General features: G+C 66.1%; 14 protein-coding genes. All 14 read right to left on the reverse strand.

Annotated elements, in window-relative coordinates; translation table 11 throughout:
- Position 1: 1 nt before the first annotated feature.
- Positions 2–367, reverse strand: a complete 366-nt coding sequence (locus ABE493_RS13660) for a response regulator (RefSeq protein ID WP_062167746.1) — start codon at positions 365–367, stop codon at positions 2–4.
- On the reverse strand, positions 364–672 hold the full coding sequence (locus ABE493_RS13665) for an STAS domain-containing protein (RefSeq protein WP_346499462.1): 309 nt from the start codon (positions 670–672) through the stop codon (positions 364–366). Before ABE493_RS13665 ends, ABE493_RS13660 begins: the two co-directional genes overlap by 4 nt.
- Positions 673–1,101: 429 nt before the next feature.
- The gene (locus tag ABE493_RS13670; protein WP_346499463.1) at positions 1,102–2,091 is read right to left on the reverse strand and encodes a chemotaxis protein CheW; all 990 of its coding nucleotides are present in this window, start codon (positions 2,089–2,091) and stop codon (positions 1,102–1,104) included.
- Positions 2,088–2,870 (reverse strand): ParA family protein, encoded by a 783-nt coding sequence (locus tag ABE493_RS13675; protein WP_346499464.1) that lies wholly within the window; start codon positions 2,868–2,870, stop codon positions 2,088–2,090. Before ABE493_RS13675 ends, ABE493_RS13670 begins: the two co-directional genes overlap by 4 nt.
- A complete protein-coding gene (motD, locus tag ABE493_RS13680) occupies positions 2,870–3,817 on the reverse strand; it encodes a flagellar motor protein MotD (RefSeq protein WP_346499465.1) in 948 nt (315 codons plus the stop codon). The genes ABE493_RS13675 and motD overlap by 1 nt, the downstream gene beginning before the upstream one ends.
- 3 nt (positions 3,818–3,820) lie before the next feature.
- The gene (locus ABE493_RS13685; RefSeq protein WP_346499466.1) at positions 3,821–4,561 is read right to left on the reverse strand and encodes a flagellar motor protein; all 741 of its coding nucleotides are present in this window, start codon (positions 4,559–4,561) and stop codon (positions 3,821–3,823) included.
- A gap of 309 nt (positions 4,562–4,870) precedes the next feature.
- Positions 4,871–6,742, reverse strand: coding sequence for a chemotaxis protein CheA (locus ABE493_RS13690; protein ID WP_346499467.1), 1,872 nt, complete (start codon positions 6,740–6,742; stop codon positions 4,871–4,873).
- A 3-nt stretch (positions 6,743–6,745) separates the two neighbouring features.
- Positions 6,746–7,363, reverse strand: coding sequence for a protein phosphatase CheZ (locus ABE493_RS13695; protein WP_346499468.1), 618 nt, complete (start codon positions 7,361–7,363; stop codon positions 6,746–6,748).
- Positions 7,363–7,755, reverse strand: a complete 393-nt coding sequence (cheY, locus tag ABE493_RS13700; RefSeq protein ID WP_303749801.1) for a chemotaxis response regulator CheY — start codon at positions 7,753–7,755, stop codon at positions 7,363–7,365. The genes ABE493_RS13695 and cheY overlap by 1 nt, the downstream gene beginning before the upstream one ends.
- A gap of 13 nt (positions 7,756–7,768) precedes the next feature.
- Positions 7,769–8,518, reverse strand: coding sequence for an RNA polymerase sigma factor FliA (locus ABE493_RS13705; RefSeq protein ID WP_346499469.1), 750 nt, complete (start codon positions 8,516–8,518; stop codon positions 7,769–7,771).
- On the reverse strand, positions 8,515–9,399 hold the full coding sequence (locus tag ABE493_RS13710; protein WP_057628672.1) for a MinD/ParA family ATP-binding protein: 885 nt from the start codon (positions 9,397–9,399) through the stop codon (positions 8,515–8,517). Before ABE493_RS13710 ends, ABE493_RS13705 begins: the two co-directional genes overlap by 4 nt.
- Positions 9,386–11,164 carry a flagellar biosynthesis protein FlhF gene (gene flhF, locus ABE493_RS13715; RefSeq protein WP_346499470.1) on the reverse strand — a complete coding sequence of 593 codons (1,779 nt, stop codon included), beginning with the start codon at positions 11,162–11,164 and terminating at the stop codon, positions 9,386–9,388. The genes ABE493_RS13710 and flhF overlap by 14 nt, the downstream gene beginning before the upstream one ends.
- A 154-nt stretch (positions 11,165–11,318) precedes the next feature.
- A complete protein-coding gene (flhA, locus tag ABE493_RS13720; protein ID WP_430980784.1) occupies positions 11,319–13,427 on the reverse strand; it encodes a flagellar biosynthesis protein FlhA in 2,109 nt (702 codons plus the stop codon).
- The gene (gene flhB, locus ABE493_RS13725) at positions 13,424–14,554 is read right to left on the reverse strand and encodes a flagellar biosynthesis protein FlhB (RefSeq protein ID WP_346499471.1); all 1,131 of its coding nucleotides are present in this window, start codon (positions 14,552–14,554) and stop codon (positions 13,424–13,426) included. The genes flhA and flhB overlap by 4 nt, the downstream gene beginning before the upstream one ends.
- Between the last annotated feature and the right edge of the window lie 171 nt (positions 14,555–14,725).

The following is a 14,725-nucleotide window of genomic DNA, read 5'->3' on the forward strand; positions in this document are numbered from 1 at the left end:
ATCAGCCCAGGACTTTCTGGACGGTGGCAATCAGCTGTTCGGGGTTGAACGGCTTGACCAGCCAGCCGGTAGCACCGGCGGCCTTGCCTTCGGATTTCTTGTCTGCGGCCGACTCGGTGGTCAGCATCAGCATCGGCGTGAACTTGTAGTCCGGCAGCTGGCGCAGCTCGCGGATCAGCGCGATGCCGTCCATGTTGGGCATGTTGACGTCGGTGACCACGGCGTTGAAACGCTGGCCCTTGGCGCGGCCCAGGGCGACAGCGCCGTCCTCGGCTTCTTCAACCGAAAAGCCGGCTGAGGTGAGGGCGAAAGAGACCATCTGGCGCATTGACGCCGAGTCGTCCACCACCAAGATTCGTGCGCTCATGCAGCGTTCTCCACAGATTTCGTTGTGTCAGGGGTTGCTTCCAGACCCAGGGTCCGGAGGACACCGAGCAGGCGCGCGGCGTCGCGGAAGGTATCGGTAGCGTTGTCAAACACGGTGCCATGGCCGGCCTGCTGGCGCGCCAGCACAAAGGCGCACAGCACCTGCATCGCGGCGGTGTGCACACGGCCTACCTGGCTGGCATCCACACGCAGCTGACCGGCCTGCGGCAGATGGGTTGCCAGTTGTTGCTTCAACTCGCTGGTGGACTCGATGCCGAGATCCTGCGCCAGGGCCACAGTGCTCATCATTGCTCCGAACAAACGTTACTGGGAGAGATAGCGGCGATCCGCCAGCGATCTTTAGGGCTGCGATGCGTTGCAGCAGATAGTGTTAACCGGCGCACGGTTTTGGTGGCATCAGCCCCTCCTTGCGCCGAAGGTGGAGGCTGCTTTGCCCCCTCCCTTTCGCGCAGCGAAGGGGAGGGTTGGGGAGGGGTGAGCTCTGCTCCCTCCCTTGCGCAAAGCGCAGAGGAGGGCCGGGGAGGGGTAGCTTTTGACTGTGTAGAGCCGAGCCATGCTCGGCTGAAGCCTCACCGGTAAAGCCTCTGCCGAGCATGGCTCGGCACTACCTTTGTTTCTTTCCCTTTGCTTCGCAAAAGGGAGGAGGCATGGGGCAACAGCACCCCTCCTCAATCCTCCCCTTCGCTGCGCGAAAGGGAGGAGGCCAGGCGGCAATCAGCGCAGCAGGCGGCCGGCGTCGAGCAGGATCATCGGTTGCTGGCCAACGCGGGCGATGCCGCGGAACAGTTCGTTGGAGATCTGGCAGATGCGCGCGGTATCCGGTGGCTCGATCTGCGAGTCGTTGAGGTTGGCCACGTCTTCCACCGCCGACACCCGCAGGCCCAGGGTCTCGCCGTTTTCTTCCAGCACGACAATCCGGGTCTGCGCGTCTTCCGCTGCGCTGTGTACATCCAGGTGGCGGCACAGGTCCATCACCGGCACCACCTGGCCACGCAGGTTCATGATGCCCAGCATTGCCGGGCCGGTGCCGCGCAATGCCAGCAATGGCACCGGCAGGACCACCTCCTGCACCTTCAACAATTCCAGTGCATAGGTTTGCTGGCCGCAGCGCAGGCGCAGCCAACGCGTGCTGCGCTCGGAGGCGCGGCGCTGTTGGTTGTTGGCCGGGCGCTGTGCCTGTGCCTGCAGCTCCTGCCAGGTGCTGGGGCGTGCGTCTGCCACCGGCGTTTCCAGTGCGCGTACGTTGGGTGTGCTGCGCGGCGGCGCAGGCGGGGGCGCCGGCAGGCCCGCCGCAGTCGCGAACGCGGCCTGCAGACAGGCACTGTCGCTGTGGGCGAGCTTGCGGCTTTCAGCGGGGCCGGTTTCGTAGATCACTTCGTCCGGCAGGTCGTCCCAGGTTGGCGGACGGCCTGCGTTGGCGGCGCTGGTGGCTGCCATGGCATCGTCGAACGCGGCCTGCAGGGCAGCGTTGTCGCCAGCTACGCTGGTTGGCGGAGTTGGCGCGGCCGGTGCTGCGGTGGCTTTGGACTGCGTGGCTGCCAAGGCGGCCTCAAACACGGCTTCCAGCTCGGCACTGTCGCCGGGCGCTTCAAAGGCTGGTTTTGCGGCGGCGGGTGCGGCGAGGACCGGTTCGGCAGCAACCGGGGCCGGTACCGCTTCCATCAGCAGTTCGCCCAGATAGTCGTCCAGTACGTCGTTGCTCATGCGGCGCGCTCCAGCTGCGCGGCCTCGTTGAGCAGCAACCATTCCAGCGCGTGGCGGTAGGCGGCCATGCCGCGACCGGGGTAATCATCGCCAAGCAGCGGTACGGTCAATGCGGCCGGATTGCAGATGCGGGTGTCGATTGGAATCGCATCTTCCCAGACGCGTTCGCCATGGCGGTCCTGCATCAGCTTGAGGGTTTCGTTGCCGGCGCGGGTGCGGCGGTCGAACAGGGTCGGCAGCACCGAGATGGGCAGGGCACGCTTGCGTGAGCGCTCCACCATCTCGCCGGTGCGGACCATGCCGTCCAGACCATGCAGGGCCAGTGGCTCGGCCTGGGTTGGGATGATCAGGCGGTCGGCCGCTGCCAAGGCGTTGATCATCAGCAGGCCCAGCGTGGGCGCGCAGTCGAGCAGGATGTAGTCGTGCTGTTCGCCGTGGCGTGCAAGGGCCTGCTGCAGGGCCAGGCCGAGGCCAGGCTGGTTGGCGCTGCGCCGTTCCAGCGTGGCCAGCGAGGCCTGCGCGCAGAGATAGTCCAGGCCGGGGATGTCACTGTGGCGGGCCAGCGCGGCGATTTCGTGCGGTGGTGCGGCGAACAGCTCCTGCACGCCTTGCGGCACCGGCTCGACAGGCACACCGAAGGCGCGGGTCAAGGAGGAGTGGGGGTCCAGGTCGATCAGCAGCACCTTGTGGCCGCGCGCGGCCAGGCCGCGTCCCAGCGACAGGGTAGTGGTGGTTTTGCCGACGCCGCCTTTTTGGTTGGCAATGGCCCAGATGCGCATCAGTGGACTCCTTCGATGACCGCCGGTACCGCGCTGCGAATGGCGCTTGCGGCGGCAGCGCCGCCACTGTCGTCATCGCCGCTGGTGCTGGCTGTGGTGTTGCCGGCTGCAGGCAGATCGGCTGCTGCTGCCGAATCGGCGAGGATGATCACCATCACCCGCCGGTTGCGGTTGCGCCCTTCGGGCGCATCGTTGCTTTCGCGTGGGCGGAACTGGCCGTAGCCGACCATGGCCAGCCGCTGCGGCTGTACACCGTGGTCGGCAAACAGGTGGACCACGCTGGCCGCGCGCGCCGCCGACAATTCCCAGTTGGACGGGAACTGCGCGGTGGCGATTGGCAGGTTGTCGGTATGGCCTTCCACGCGCACGCCGTTGGGTGCGTCCAGCAATACATCGGCCAGCGTACCCAGGGTTTCGCGGGCACCGACATCGAGCGCGGCCGAACCGGTGACGAAAAGGATATCGCTGTTGATCTCGACCTCGATCCACAGTTCGGTGCGGCGCACCGTGATGACGCCTTGTTTGACCAACGGGGCCAGTGTCCTGCTCAGCTGGTCGGCGATCTGGTTGAGCTGGCGCTCGGCGCGCTGCAGCTGTTCCTGGTTATGCGCCGAAACCGGCATGCGCATGTGCGACGCCATCGAAGGCAGTTGGGTAGGATCGGCCAGTGCGCCGCCGGTCATGCTCGGTGCTCGGATCACCGAGGGTGAATCAAAACCGCCACCCTGCAGCTGCTTGTTGCCTACCTGTACCTGGCTGATGGTGCGCGGGGCGCCGCCGAAAGCGGTGGTCAGCGCATCGGCCATGACCCGGTACTTGCCTTCGTTCAAGGAGGAGATCGCGTACATCACCACGAAGAACGCGAGCAGCAGCGTCATCAGATCGGCATAGGGGATGGCCCATGCTTCATGGTTGGCGTGCTCTTCGTGGCGCTTGCGACGGGCCATGGTTCAGTTCACGAAGCCGGCCAGGCTGTTTTCGATATTGCGCGGGTTTTCGCCCTGGGCAATGGCGATCAGGCCTTCGATGATCATTTCGCGTTCGCGGCAGCTGCTGGCGATCACGCCCTTGAGCTTGGCCGAGACCGGCAGAAACAGCAGGTTGGCCGAGGCGATGCCGTAGATGGTGGCGGTGAAGGCGGCAGCGATACCGTGGCCCAGCTTGCTCGGGTCGGCCAGGTTCTTCATCACTGCGATCAGCCCGAGCACGGCGCCGATGATGCCCAGAGTAGGGGCGTAGATGCCCATGCCCTCGAACACCTTGGTGGCGGCCAGATCCTGCTGTTCCTGGCTGCCCAGTTCGATTTCCATCATGTGCCGGATGGTGTCCGGCTCAACGCCGTCAACCACCAGTTGCAGGCCTTTGCGGATGAACGGATCGTCCTGCATCTCGACCTGCGGCTCCAGGCCGAGCAGGCCCTGGCGGCGCGCGATATTGCTCCAGTCCACGATCTGCTGGACCAGCGCGCGGCGATCGCTGGCCGGCGGGCGGATCACCCAGCGCACGATCTTGAAGGCGTGTTTGAACACCGCCGGCGAGGTGTGCAGCAGGATGGCCGCCAAGGTGCCGACGATGACGATCACAAACGCAGCCGGTGACCACAGCGAGGACAGGCCGGCGCCTTTGAGGATGCTGCCACCCACCAGCGAGGCGAGGGCGAGGAAAAGTCCAATGATGCTGAGTCGGTCCATGGTGCGTATATCGGCCTGGTTGGAGCGGTCTTGAATCGGGGGCTTTGCTTAAGCCCCTCTTCCGCAGGCGGGGGAGGGGTTGGGGTGAGGGCGCTGTTGGAGCAGTCTTGAATAGAGGGGCTTTGCTCAAGCCCCTCTCCCGCGGGCGGGAGAGGGGACAGCGTTTTGCTCTACGGGTTAAAAGCTGCCCTCACCCGCCCCGTCTTCGCGGGGCTCCCTCTCCCGCAGGCGGGAGAGGGGATGCGTGCTCCCGCAGGCGGGAGAGGGGATGCGTGATTGCAAGCTCAACTGGGGGTTTTGCTGCATCGCTTACCCTTGCCCTCCGCGCAGCCCATCCACATCCAGAATCAACGCCATGCGCCCATCACCAATCAAAGTGGCGCCGGCATAACCGTTCAGGCCGCGCAGTGCGCGCGGCAGTGGTTTGATCACCACTTCCTCGCGGCCACGTACCTGGTCCACCACCAGGCCGAAACGGGCTTCGCCCATCTGCAGCACGACGATGGTCAGCAGCGTCGCTGGCGCCGGGGTGACTCCCAGCCACTGGCGCAGGTCCAGCAATGCCAGGGTGTGGGATTTGCGGTCCAGCACGGCGCGGCCGTCAAACCAGCCCAGCGAGGTGGCCGGCGCATGCAGCACTTCCATTACCCGCGCCAGTGGCAGCGCGTAGACGTCGTCGCCGGCCTGCACCAGCAGGGTTGGCAGGATCGCCAACGTCAGCGGCACGCGGATCAGGAAACGGCTGCCACGGCCCAGCTCGGATTGGATCTGGATCTGGCCACTGAGTTCACGGATGCGTGACTGCACCACATCCATGCCAACGCCACGGCCGGAAATGTCGGTGACTTCCTGTTTGGTCGAGAAACCGGGCAGGAACACCAGGTGCAGGCATTCTTCGCTGGTCAGGCGGGCGGCTGCTTCCGGGTCGATCAACCCCTTGTCACGGGCCTTGGCGCGCAGGCGTTCGGGGTCGATGCCGGCGCCGTCGTCCTGCACTTCGATGCTGACGTAGTCGCCTTCCTGTTGAGCAGACAGGCGTACCCGGCCCATCCGTGGCTTGCCCTGGGCCTCACGTAGTTCGGGTGATTCCACGCCATGGTCGATGGCATTGCGCACCAGATGCACCAGTGGATCGGCCAGTGCTTCAACCAGGTTGCGGTCCAGCTCGGTATCGGCGCCGATCAATTCCAGATCGACTTCCTTGTGCAGCGAACGGGCCACGTCGCGGGCGACCTTGGGGAAACGCGAGAACACCTTGCCGACCGGCTGCATGCGGGTACGCATGACCGCCGACTGCAGGCGTGCGGTGGCGATATCCAAAGTGGAAACTGCGCGGTCCAGTTCTTCGTCCTTCAAGCGCACGCGCAGGGTCTTGAGCCGGTTGCGCGCCAGCACCAGTTCGCCGATCAGGTTGACGATGGCGTCCAGGCGCTTGGTGTCCACGCGCACGGTGTGCTCGGGCTCGGCGGCTTTGGCGGCTGCCGGTTTGGCGGCAGCTGCTGCCGGGCGCGGTGCGGGCGCAGCAGCACGCGGCGGGGCGGGCTTGGGCGCCGCTGCTGCCGCAGGAACAGCGTGTACGGCCACTGCACCGGGTGCAGCACCGCCATGCAGCTTGTCGAGCAGGGCCTCGAATTCGTCTTCGTCGATCAGCTCATCGCCGGCCTTTGCCGCAGCGATGGGCTGGGCACCGGGCGTGCCGCTGCCGTGCAGCTCGTTGAGCAGGGCTTCGAACTCGTCTTCGCTGATCAGCTCGCTGCCACCTGCAGACGCGGCGACCGGCTGCGCGACTGCAACGACCGGTGCAGCACCGACATCGAACTGGGCGATCAGCGCCGCAGGTGCATGCTCCGGTTCGGTGCCCGAAGACACCGCGTCGAGCATGGCCTGCAGCCAGTCCAGCGATTGTTGGGCGGCATCGAAATGATGGGCCAGCAGTTCAGCCTTGCCGGCACGCGCCATGCCCAGGGTTTCCTCGGCGGCGTGGCACAGCTCCACCATCGGATGGATCGCCAGAAAACCGGCGCCGCCCTTGAGCGTGTGGAAGCCGCGGAACACGGCGTTGAGCTGCTCGCTATCGTGCGGTGCCTGTTCCAGCGTCACCAGCTGTTCGCCGAGGCGATCCAGGATCTCCTGCGCTTCGAGGATGAAGTCGGCGGCGATGTCGTCGGCAAATGCACTCATGGCTTACAGCCCCAGGTCCGAGAGCAGGTCGTCAGCATCCACCTGCGACACGGCGTGGCGGTCCAGGCCATTGACGGCCGGGCCGGCCAAGCCCTGGTTGCGGGCGTCTTCTTCCGGCGGCGGCAGGCCGAGCGCGCCGAAGCCTTCGTGCACGCGGCGGACGATGCCAACCACCCGGCGGATGATCTGCCCGGTAAGGTCCTGGTAGCTCTGGGTCAGTGCCACTTCGGTAAGGTTGTGGCGGATGCGCTCAAGGATTTCGCCCTGTTCGGCATTGAGCCCGTCGCTGCGCAGACGCTCTGTGAGCGCCCGGCATTCTTCGGCCAGATCAAGTGTGCGATGGGTGGCCTGTTCGGTCATCTGCACCACGTGGTCCAGGCGCGCGCAGGCGTCGTCCAGCTCGCCGGCTTCGCTGGGTACGCTGGGCAGTTCGCCCAATGCCTGGCCCAGCTCGCGCGCGAGCCGGCCCAGGCCGGACATCATCGGTTGTGCACGCAACGCAGCCAGTGCGTCGATTTCCCTGCGCCAGCCGGCTTCGTCGCCGCTTTCCAGTGCTGCCAGTGCGTCCTGCAGGCGCTGCACCAGGGCCGATTTGTCGCTCAATTCCCCGAGCTGGTTCATCAGGCGCTCGCAGCCAGGCGTTCGAAGATCTTGCCGAGCTTTTCTTCCAGCGTCTGCGCGGTGAATGGCTTGATGATGTAGCCGTTCACGCCGCTCTGCGCGGCCTCGATGATCTGCTCACGCTTGGCTTCGGCGGTGACCATCAACACCGGCAGGGTTTTGAGCTTGGCATCGTTGCGGATCGCCTTGAGCAGCTCGATGCCGGTCATCACCGGCATGTTCCAGTCGGTCACGACGAAATCAAACGGCTGGCTCTGCAGCAGCGACAGCGCGGCATGCCCGTCCTCGGCTTCGGCGGTATTGGTGAAGCCCAGATCGCCGAGCAGGTTCTTGACGATGCGACGCATCGTCGAGAAGTCGTCAACGATCAGGATGCGCATGTTCTTGTTCAAAAGACTTTCCTCTTCATGGTTCCTCAAGGCCGGCGTCGGCCGCCTCGAAAATCTTCAGCCGCCCGCGCAGGCGCAGCATGGCTTGGCCGTGGATCTGACAGACGCGGGATTCGCTTACGCCCAATACCGCGCCGATTTCCTTCAGGTTCAATTCCTGCTCGTAGTACAGCGACAGCACCAGCTGCTCACGCTCGGGCAGATGGCCGATGGCCTTGCCCAGCTCGGCGCCGAACTGGCTGCGCTCCAAAACCTGCTGCGGATTGGGGCCGCCGGTGGTCGGGGTATCCAGTTCGCCCTGGTCTTCGATGCGCGATTCCAGGCTCAGCACCTGGCCGCGCGAGGCGTCTTCGACCAGCCGCATGTAATCGGGCAGGGGCAGCTCCATCGCCTCGGCCACTTCGCTGGCGCTGGCCGAACGGCCGGTACTCTGCTCCAGGCGGCGAATGGTGGCGGCGGCGTCACGGGCCCGGCGGTGCACCGAGCGCGGCACCCAGTCGCCACGGCGGATCTCGTCGATCATCGAGCCGCGGATGCGGATGGATGCATAGGTCTCGAACGAGGCGCCCTGTTCGGCGTCGTAGCTGCGCGAAGCTTCGATCAGCCCCATCATGCCGGCCTGGATCAGATCGTCGACCTCGACGCTGGCGGGCAGGCGCGCGGCCAAATGGTGGGCGATGCGGCGGACCAGGTCGGCGTGGCGGGCGATGCAGTCATTGGCCGCGTTGCGCTGGACTTCACGGTATTGGGCGGCTGCATTGTTCATGCCTTCACCTTCTGCTGGATGATGCGTTCCAGGAAGAACTCAACGCCGCCGCGCGGAGCGGTTGGGGCTTGCCAGCGCGCGGTGCGACGGGCGATTTCGTTGATGGCCAGCGATGCCGGCGCGGAAGGGTAGAGCTTGACCACCGGCTGCTGGCGCTGCACCGACAGGCGCAGCCAGTCGTCCTGCGGCACGCAGCCCAGGTAATTCAGCGAGACATCGATCAGGAACTTCTCGCAGACCCGCACCAGCTTTTCGTACAGGGCGCGGCCTTCGTTCGGGTCGCGGACCATGTTGGCCACCACCTGGATGCGGTCCACGCCGCGCTCGCGCGAGAGCACCTTGATCAGTGCGTAGGCGTCGGTGATCGAGGCCGGCTCGTCACAGACCACCACCACGGTGTCCTGGGCGGCCTGGCAGAAGGTCAACACGCTGTCGGTGATGCCGGCGGCAGTGTCGATGATCATCACATCAAGGTCGCGTTCGAGCTCGGAGAACACATTGACCAGGCCAACGTGCTCAGCTGGCTGCAGCTCGGCCATGTGCCGGCGGCCGGAAGCGGCTGGCACTACCAGCACGCCGTTCGGGCCTTCGATGATGACTTCTTCCAGCGTGGCGCGCCCGGCGACCAGGTCGGCCAGGGTGTGCTTGGGCTGCAGGCCCAGCACCACGTCGATATTGGCCAGGCCCAGGTCGGCGTCCAGCAGCAGCGTACGTTTGCCCATGCCTGCCAGTGCCACGGCCAGATTGGCCGAGACATTGGTTTTACCCACACCGCCCTTGCCGCCGGTCACCGCGATGGTGCGTACCGGGCCGGCCGGTTCGTGCCGGGTAGCCGACAGCGGGAAGGTGTTGGTCAGCTTGGCGTACTCACGCGACTGCATTGTTCAACTCCGTGTTGCAGGGCATATCGGCCGCCCGGCGCAAATCTTCAAGGCGAAGTACCAGATTTGCGGCAGAGGCCCGATAAAGGTCTTCCGGAACGTCCTGACCGTCGGTTACCCAGGTGATCGGCAGGCGATGGTCGACTGCCACCGACAGGGCCGAACCGAAGCGGCCGGTCTCGTCCAGCTTGGTCAGCACCACGCCCTGCGGGTTGGCGGCGCTGAAGCGGCGCACCACTTCGTCCATGTCCTGGAAAGCAGTGTTGGCCGGCAGCACCAGCAGGGTGCGGATCTGGCCGGCGGCGCGCAGCCACTGCAGCTGGGCGGTGAGGGCGCGGTCGCGCTGGCCCAGACCGGCGGTGTCGATCAAGACCAGCTTGTAGTCGGCCAGCTTCTGCAGCAGCTGGTTCAGATCGGTGCCGCTGTTGGCCTCGTGCACGGCGATGCCGAGCTGGCGGCCAAAGCCGTACAGCTGCTCGCGGGCGCCGATGCGCTGGGTATCGGTGGTGACCAGGGCCACGTCGCGGGCGGCATGGGCTTCGGCAAAGCGCGAGGCCAGCTTGGCGATGGTGGTGGTCTTGCCGGCACCGGTGGGGCCGACCAGGGCGATGACGCCGCCGGTTTCCATCGGATCGACCGGGGCAATCGGCAGCTTCTTGGAAATCAGCCCCAGCATCAGGCCACGGGCACGGCTGGGATCGATATCGGCTGGAATCTGGGTGGCGACGTCGCGGGCCAGGCCGGCGTCGAAGCCGTACTCGTCCATCAGGTCCAAAGCGTTGGCGCGCACCGCGCTGCCACGCAGGCGTTCGTCGGTGAAGCGGTTCATCTCGCGCTCGATCAGGTGACGCATGCCGGCTACTTCCTGGCGCAGCTGGCTGAGCTGTTCGTCGTCGCGGGTGGCCACGGCCGGGCTGGTCGCCACCGGGCTCAGTGCCGGAGCGGCCGCAACCGGCGCGCTTTCGGTGACGGCAGCGTTGATGGGCTGCGCGACTTCGGCGGTGTTGATGATCGGAGCGCTGGCTGCAACCGGCGCTGCGATGTAGGCGGTAGCGGCCGTCGCTGCGGCAGGCAGGGCCGGCGCCGCGACGGGCGCCAGGCTGGCTGGCTCCGGCATCGGCGGATCGATCACGAAGCGGGCGCGTTCAACCGGTGCGGGTGCGGGCGGCGCAATGGTGACGGCGGCAATGGCGTCGGCAAAGCTGGCCTGCGCGGTGTTGACCGGGGCGGCAGCAAGCGGCGTGATGGCGACTGCGGCCGTGCCGGCGGGACGGAATGCCGGCACTACCGGCAGTTCGTCGGCGCTGGCCGGTTGGGTGGCAAACAGGCTCTGCGTTACGGCGGCCTGGCGCGGTGCGACCGGCTCGATCGCGGCCGACTTGAGCAGGCCGGAGAAGCGGCTGCCCGGTGCCAGTTCAACGCTGCTGTCGATGGAGCGGCCGGTGGCGCCTACCGCCGAGCGCGCCAGTGCGGCGACGGCCGAGGTGGTGGCGGTGACCGGTTCCGGCTCCGGTGCCTTGCGGCGGGTCATCGCGGCCATGATGGCTTCGGCGGCGCTGCGCGGCTTGGGCGGTGCCGGCGGGGCCGGGCGGGTCGCTTCCAATGCCTGCTGTACTGCGGTTTCGTCGTAGTGTGCGGCAGCCACGATCTCGACACCTTCCTCGATCCGTCGATTGGACAGGATCACGGCATCGGGACCGTGTTCTTTGCGCACGAGGTTCATGGCGGTGCGCATGTCAGCGGCGACGAAACGTTTGATCTTCATGCTTTGGTACCGGGAGTGGGGTTGCGGTGAAGGAGTGGCGTTGGCGATGTCATACATGGCGTGACGGGCTCCTTCTTGCGGAATGGGTGCGTGCTGCTGCAGGTGTCTGGTTTCCGTCGCCGGCAGTGCTGCCGGCGTCGGCTTTCGGCTTGCATCAACTGATCGTGCCGACCAGCTTCAGGCGTTTGTCTTCCGGCACTTCGCTGTAGGCCAGGACCGACAGCGAGGGAACGCTGTGGCGGACCAGGCGCGCCAGCGCGGCGCGGACCGGGGCCGGTACCAGCACAACCGCGGGCTCGTTGCGGGCCTCCTGCTTGCCGACACATTCGGCAAGACTCTGGTGGAGGCGTTCGGCGAGACCGGGTTCCAGTGCGGCACCATTGCCTTGTGTTGACTCCTGCAAGACCCGTTCCAATTGCGGGTTGAGGGTGAACACCGGCAGCTCCGGCGAGGAGCCGGCGATTTCCTGCACGATGAAGCGGCCAAGGGCGTTGCGTACCGCAGCGGTGAGCGCGGCCGGGTCCTGGGTGACGGGTGCGGCTTCGACCAGCGCTTCGGCGATCTTGCGCAGCTGGCGGACCGGGATGCGCTCGACCAGCAGGTTCTGCAGTACACGGGCCACGCTGGACAGCGGCAGCGCCTTGGGCGACAGGTCTTCGGCCAGTTTGGGCGCACTCTTGGCCAGGGTGGCCAGCAGTTGCTGCACTTCCTCGTGACCCAGCAGTTCCGGCGCGTGCTCGCGGATCAGGTGCGACAGATGGGTGGCAACCACGGTGGCCGGGTCGACCACGGTGTAGCCCAATGATTCGGCGTGGGCGCGCTGGTGCGGCTGGATCCAGGTGGCGTCCAGGCCGAAGGCCGGATCCTTGCCGGCGATGCCGTCGAGTTTGCCCATGGCACTGCCCGGGTCCAATGCCAGCTCGCGATCCGGGTGGATGTCGGCGGTGCTGACCGGGACGCCATGGATCAACAGGCGGTAATGGGTTGCCGGCAACTCCAGGTTGTCGCGGATATGCACCGGCGGGATCAGGAAGCCCAAGTCCTGGGTCAGCTTGCGGCGTACGCCCTTGATCCGCGCCATCAGTTCACCGCCCTGGGTCTTGTCGACCAGCGGAATCAGCCGGTAGCCGACTTCAAGGCCCAGCGGATCAACCGGGCGCAGTTCGTCCCAGGTCAGCTCGGCGGTGGGGGCGGGCTGTGGCTGGCCCAGTGCGTTGATGCCGCCTTCGGTGGCTGCACTTGCGTTGGCTGCCGCATTGGCGGCAGCGCTGGCTTCGCGTTTCCACAGCTTCCAGGCAATGAAACCCAGGATCAGGGCCAGGCTCAGGAAGGCAACGTTGGGCATGCCCGGCACCAGGCCGACCAGGCCGATGATGCCGGCGGTGATGGCAAGCGCGCGGTACTGGCCGAACACCTGGCCCATCATCGCCTCGCTCATGTCCTGCGAGCGCGAGGCGCGGGTGACCAGCATGGCCACGGCGCTGGAGACCAGCAGGGCCGGCAGCTGCGCTACCAGGCCGTCACCGATCGACAGCAGCGTGTAGGTGGCTGCGGCGTCGCCGAAGGCCATGTCATGCTGCAGTACGCCAACGGCCAGGCCGCCGAGCATGTTGATGAAAAGAATCAGGATGCCGGCGATGGCGTCGCCGCGGATGAACTTGCTGGCGCCGTCCATCGCGCCGTAGAAGTCCGCTTCTTCGCGCACCTCTTCGCGGCGCAGCTTGGCTTCCTCGCGCGTCAGCAAACCGGCGTTGAGGTCGGCATCGATCGCCATCTGCTTGCCGGGCATGGCGTCCAGGATGAAGCGCGCGGTCACTTCCGATACGCGCCCGGCACCCTTGGTGATGACCACGAAGTTGATGATGGTCAGGATCGCGAACACCACGATGCCGACCGCATAGTTGCCGCCGATCACGAACTCGCCGAACGCGGCGATCACCTTGCCGGCGGCCTCATGGCCGTTCTGGCCATTGAGCAGGATCACCCGGGTCGAGGCCACGTTCAACGCCAGCCGCAGCATCGTGGTGACCAGCAGCACGATCGGGAAGATGGTGAAGTCCAGCGGCCGCTTCACGTAGACCACGGCCAGCAGCACCAGCATCGAGATGGCGATGTTGAGGGTGAACAGGGCGTCCAGCACCGGTGCGGCCAAGGGCACCACCACCATTGCCAGCAGGGCCAGCACGATCAGCGGCGCGCCCAGCCCGTGGCGCAGCATGTCCAGTACGCGGCGTGCGGACATGCCCGAGGTCTGGCTGCTCATCGGGTTTCTCCCTTGCCGAATTCATCGATATCAATGGACGCCATCTGCGGCATCGGGCCGCTACGCCATTGGCGCAGCTGGTAGACATAGGACAGGACAAGGGCAACAGCCGAATACAGTCTCACGGGGATTTCCTTGCCAAGTTGGCTTTCCCGATACAAGGCCCGTGCCAAAGGCGGCGACGAGACGATGGCGACCTTGTTGCCGTCGGCCACCTGGCGGATGCGCAGGGCCATTTCGTCCACGCCGCGGGCGACTACGGTGGGGGCGTTCATGCGCCCGCTTTCGTACTTCAGCGCCACCGCGTAGTGGGTGGGGTTGACCAGTACGACGTCGGCGGTGGGGACGGCCTCGATCATCCGGCGCTGCGACAGCTGCATCTGCATCTGCCGGATACGGCCCTTGACCTCGGGGCTACCTTCGCTTTCCTTCATCTCGCGGCGCAGTTCTTCGCGGGTCATTTTCAGCTTCCGCAGCCAGTTCCACTTCTGGTACGGGGCATCGATGGCGGCCAGCAGCGCCATCGCACCGGCGGTGGCCAGCAGCAGCTTGAGGGTGAAGCCCAGGCCACGGCCGATGGCGCTTTCCAGTGGCAGGTGCAGCAGCCCGCGCAGCGCATCCGCGCCATGCCAGATGCACAGGCCGGCGGCGGTGCCGACAAAGGCCACCCGCAGCAGTGACTTGACCAGTTCGGCCAGGGCTTCGGGGCCGACCAGGCGCTTGATCCCGCTCATCGGGTTCATGCGATTGAAGTCCGGCATCATCGCCTTGTTGGAGAACCGCAGCCCGCCCATCAATACCGGTGCGATGAAGCCGGCGGCCACGCACACCAGCACCAGCGGGCTGAAGGCCAGCATCAGCTTGAGCAACAGCCAGCCGGCGTGGCCGAACAAGGCGTTGGGGGTGTCCAGCAGGCCGGGCTCGGGCGACAGCGCGGCCTTCATCCATTGCCGTGCCGAACCGCCCATGGAGCCGGACATCGCGTATAGCGTCAGTACCGCAGCGACGAAGACGGCAGCGGTGGCCAGTTCGCGTGAGCGCGGGATATTGCCTTGCTCACGCGCCTCGCGCAGGCGTTTTTCGGTGGGGAGTTCGGTTTTTTCCCCGGCCTGTTCGTTTTCTGACATTGCCTGGCATGGAAGAAGGGTTCTTCCATTGCCGTGCAAAAATCATTCCAAACCCAGGCCCAGGTAGTGCCGAGCCATGCTCGGCAGGGGCACTGCCGGTAAAGCCAACCTTGTAGTGCCGAGCCATGCTCGGCAGAGGCCTTACCGGTAAAGCCCCCTGCCGAGCATGGC

Origin of the sequence: Stenotrophomonas terrae, assembly GCF_039674165.1 — a bacterium.
Taxonomy (GTDB): Bacteria; Pseudomonadota; Gammaproteobacteria; order Xanthomonadales; family Xanthomonadaceae; genus Stenotrophomonas; species Stenotrophomonas terrae_A.

Coding starts and splice junctions, on each gene's coding strand:
- ABE493_RS13660 (WP_062167746.1), bottom strand. CDS start 367: ATGAGCGCACGAATCTTGGTGGTGGACGACTCGGCGTCAATGCGCCAG.
- ABE493_RS13665 (WP_346499462.1), bottom strand. CDS start 672: ATGAGCACTGTGGCCCTGGCGCAGGATCTCGGCATCGAGTCCACCAGC.
- ABE493_RS13670 (WP_346499463.1), bottom strand. CDS start 2,091: ATGAGCAACGACGTACTGGACGACTATCTGGGCGAACTGCTGATGGAA.
- ABE493_RS13675 (WP_346499464.1), bottom strand. CDS start 2,870: ATGCGCATCTGGGCCATTGCCAACCAAAAAGGCGGCGTCGGCAAAACC.
- motD (WP_346499465.1), bottom strand. CDS start 3,817: ATGGCCCGTCGCAAGCGCCACGAAGAGCACGCCAACCATGAAGCATGG.
- ABE493_RS13685 (WP_346499466.1), bottom strand. CDS start 4,561: ATGGACCGACTCAGCATCATTGGACTTTTCCTCGCCCTCGCCTCGCTG.
- ABE493_RS13690 (WP_346499467.1), bottom strand. CDS start 6,742: ATGAGTGCATTTGCCGACGACATCGCCGCCGACTTCATCCTCGAAGCG.
- ABE493_RS13695 (WP_346499468.1), bottom strand. CDS start 7,363: ATGAACCAGCTCGGGGAATTGAGCGACAAATCGGCCCTGGTGCAGCGC.
- ABE493_RS13705 (WP_346499469.1), bottom strand. CDS start 8,518: ATGAACAATGCAGCCGCCCAATACCGTGAAGTCCAGCGCAACGCGGCC.
- ABE493_RS13710 (WP_057628672.1), bottom strand. CDS start 9,399: ATGCAGTCGCGTGAGTACGCCAAGCTGACCAACACCTTCCCGCTGTCG.
- flhF (WP_346499470.1), bottom strand. CDS start 11,164: ATGAAGATCAAACGTTTCGTCGCCGCTGACATGCGCACCGCCATGAAC.
- flhA (WP_430980784.1), bottom strand. CDS start 13,427: ATGAGCAGCCAGACCTCGGGCATGTCCGCACGCCGCGTACTGGACATG.
- flhB (WP_346499471.1), bottom strand. CDS start 14,554: ATGTCAGAAAACGAACAGGCCGGGGAAAAAACCGAACTCCCCACCGAA.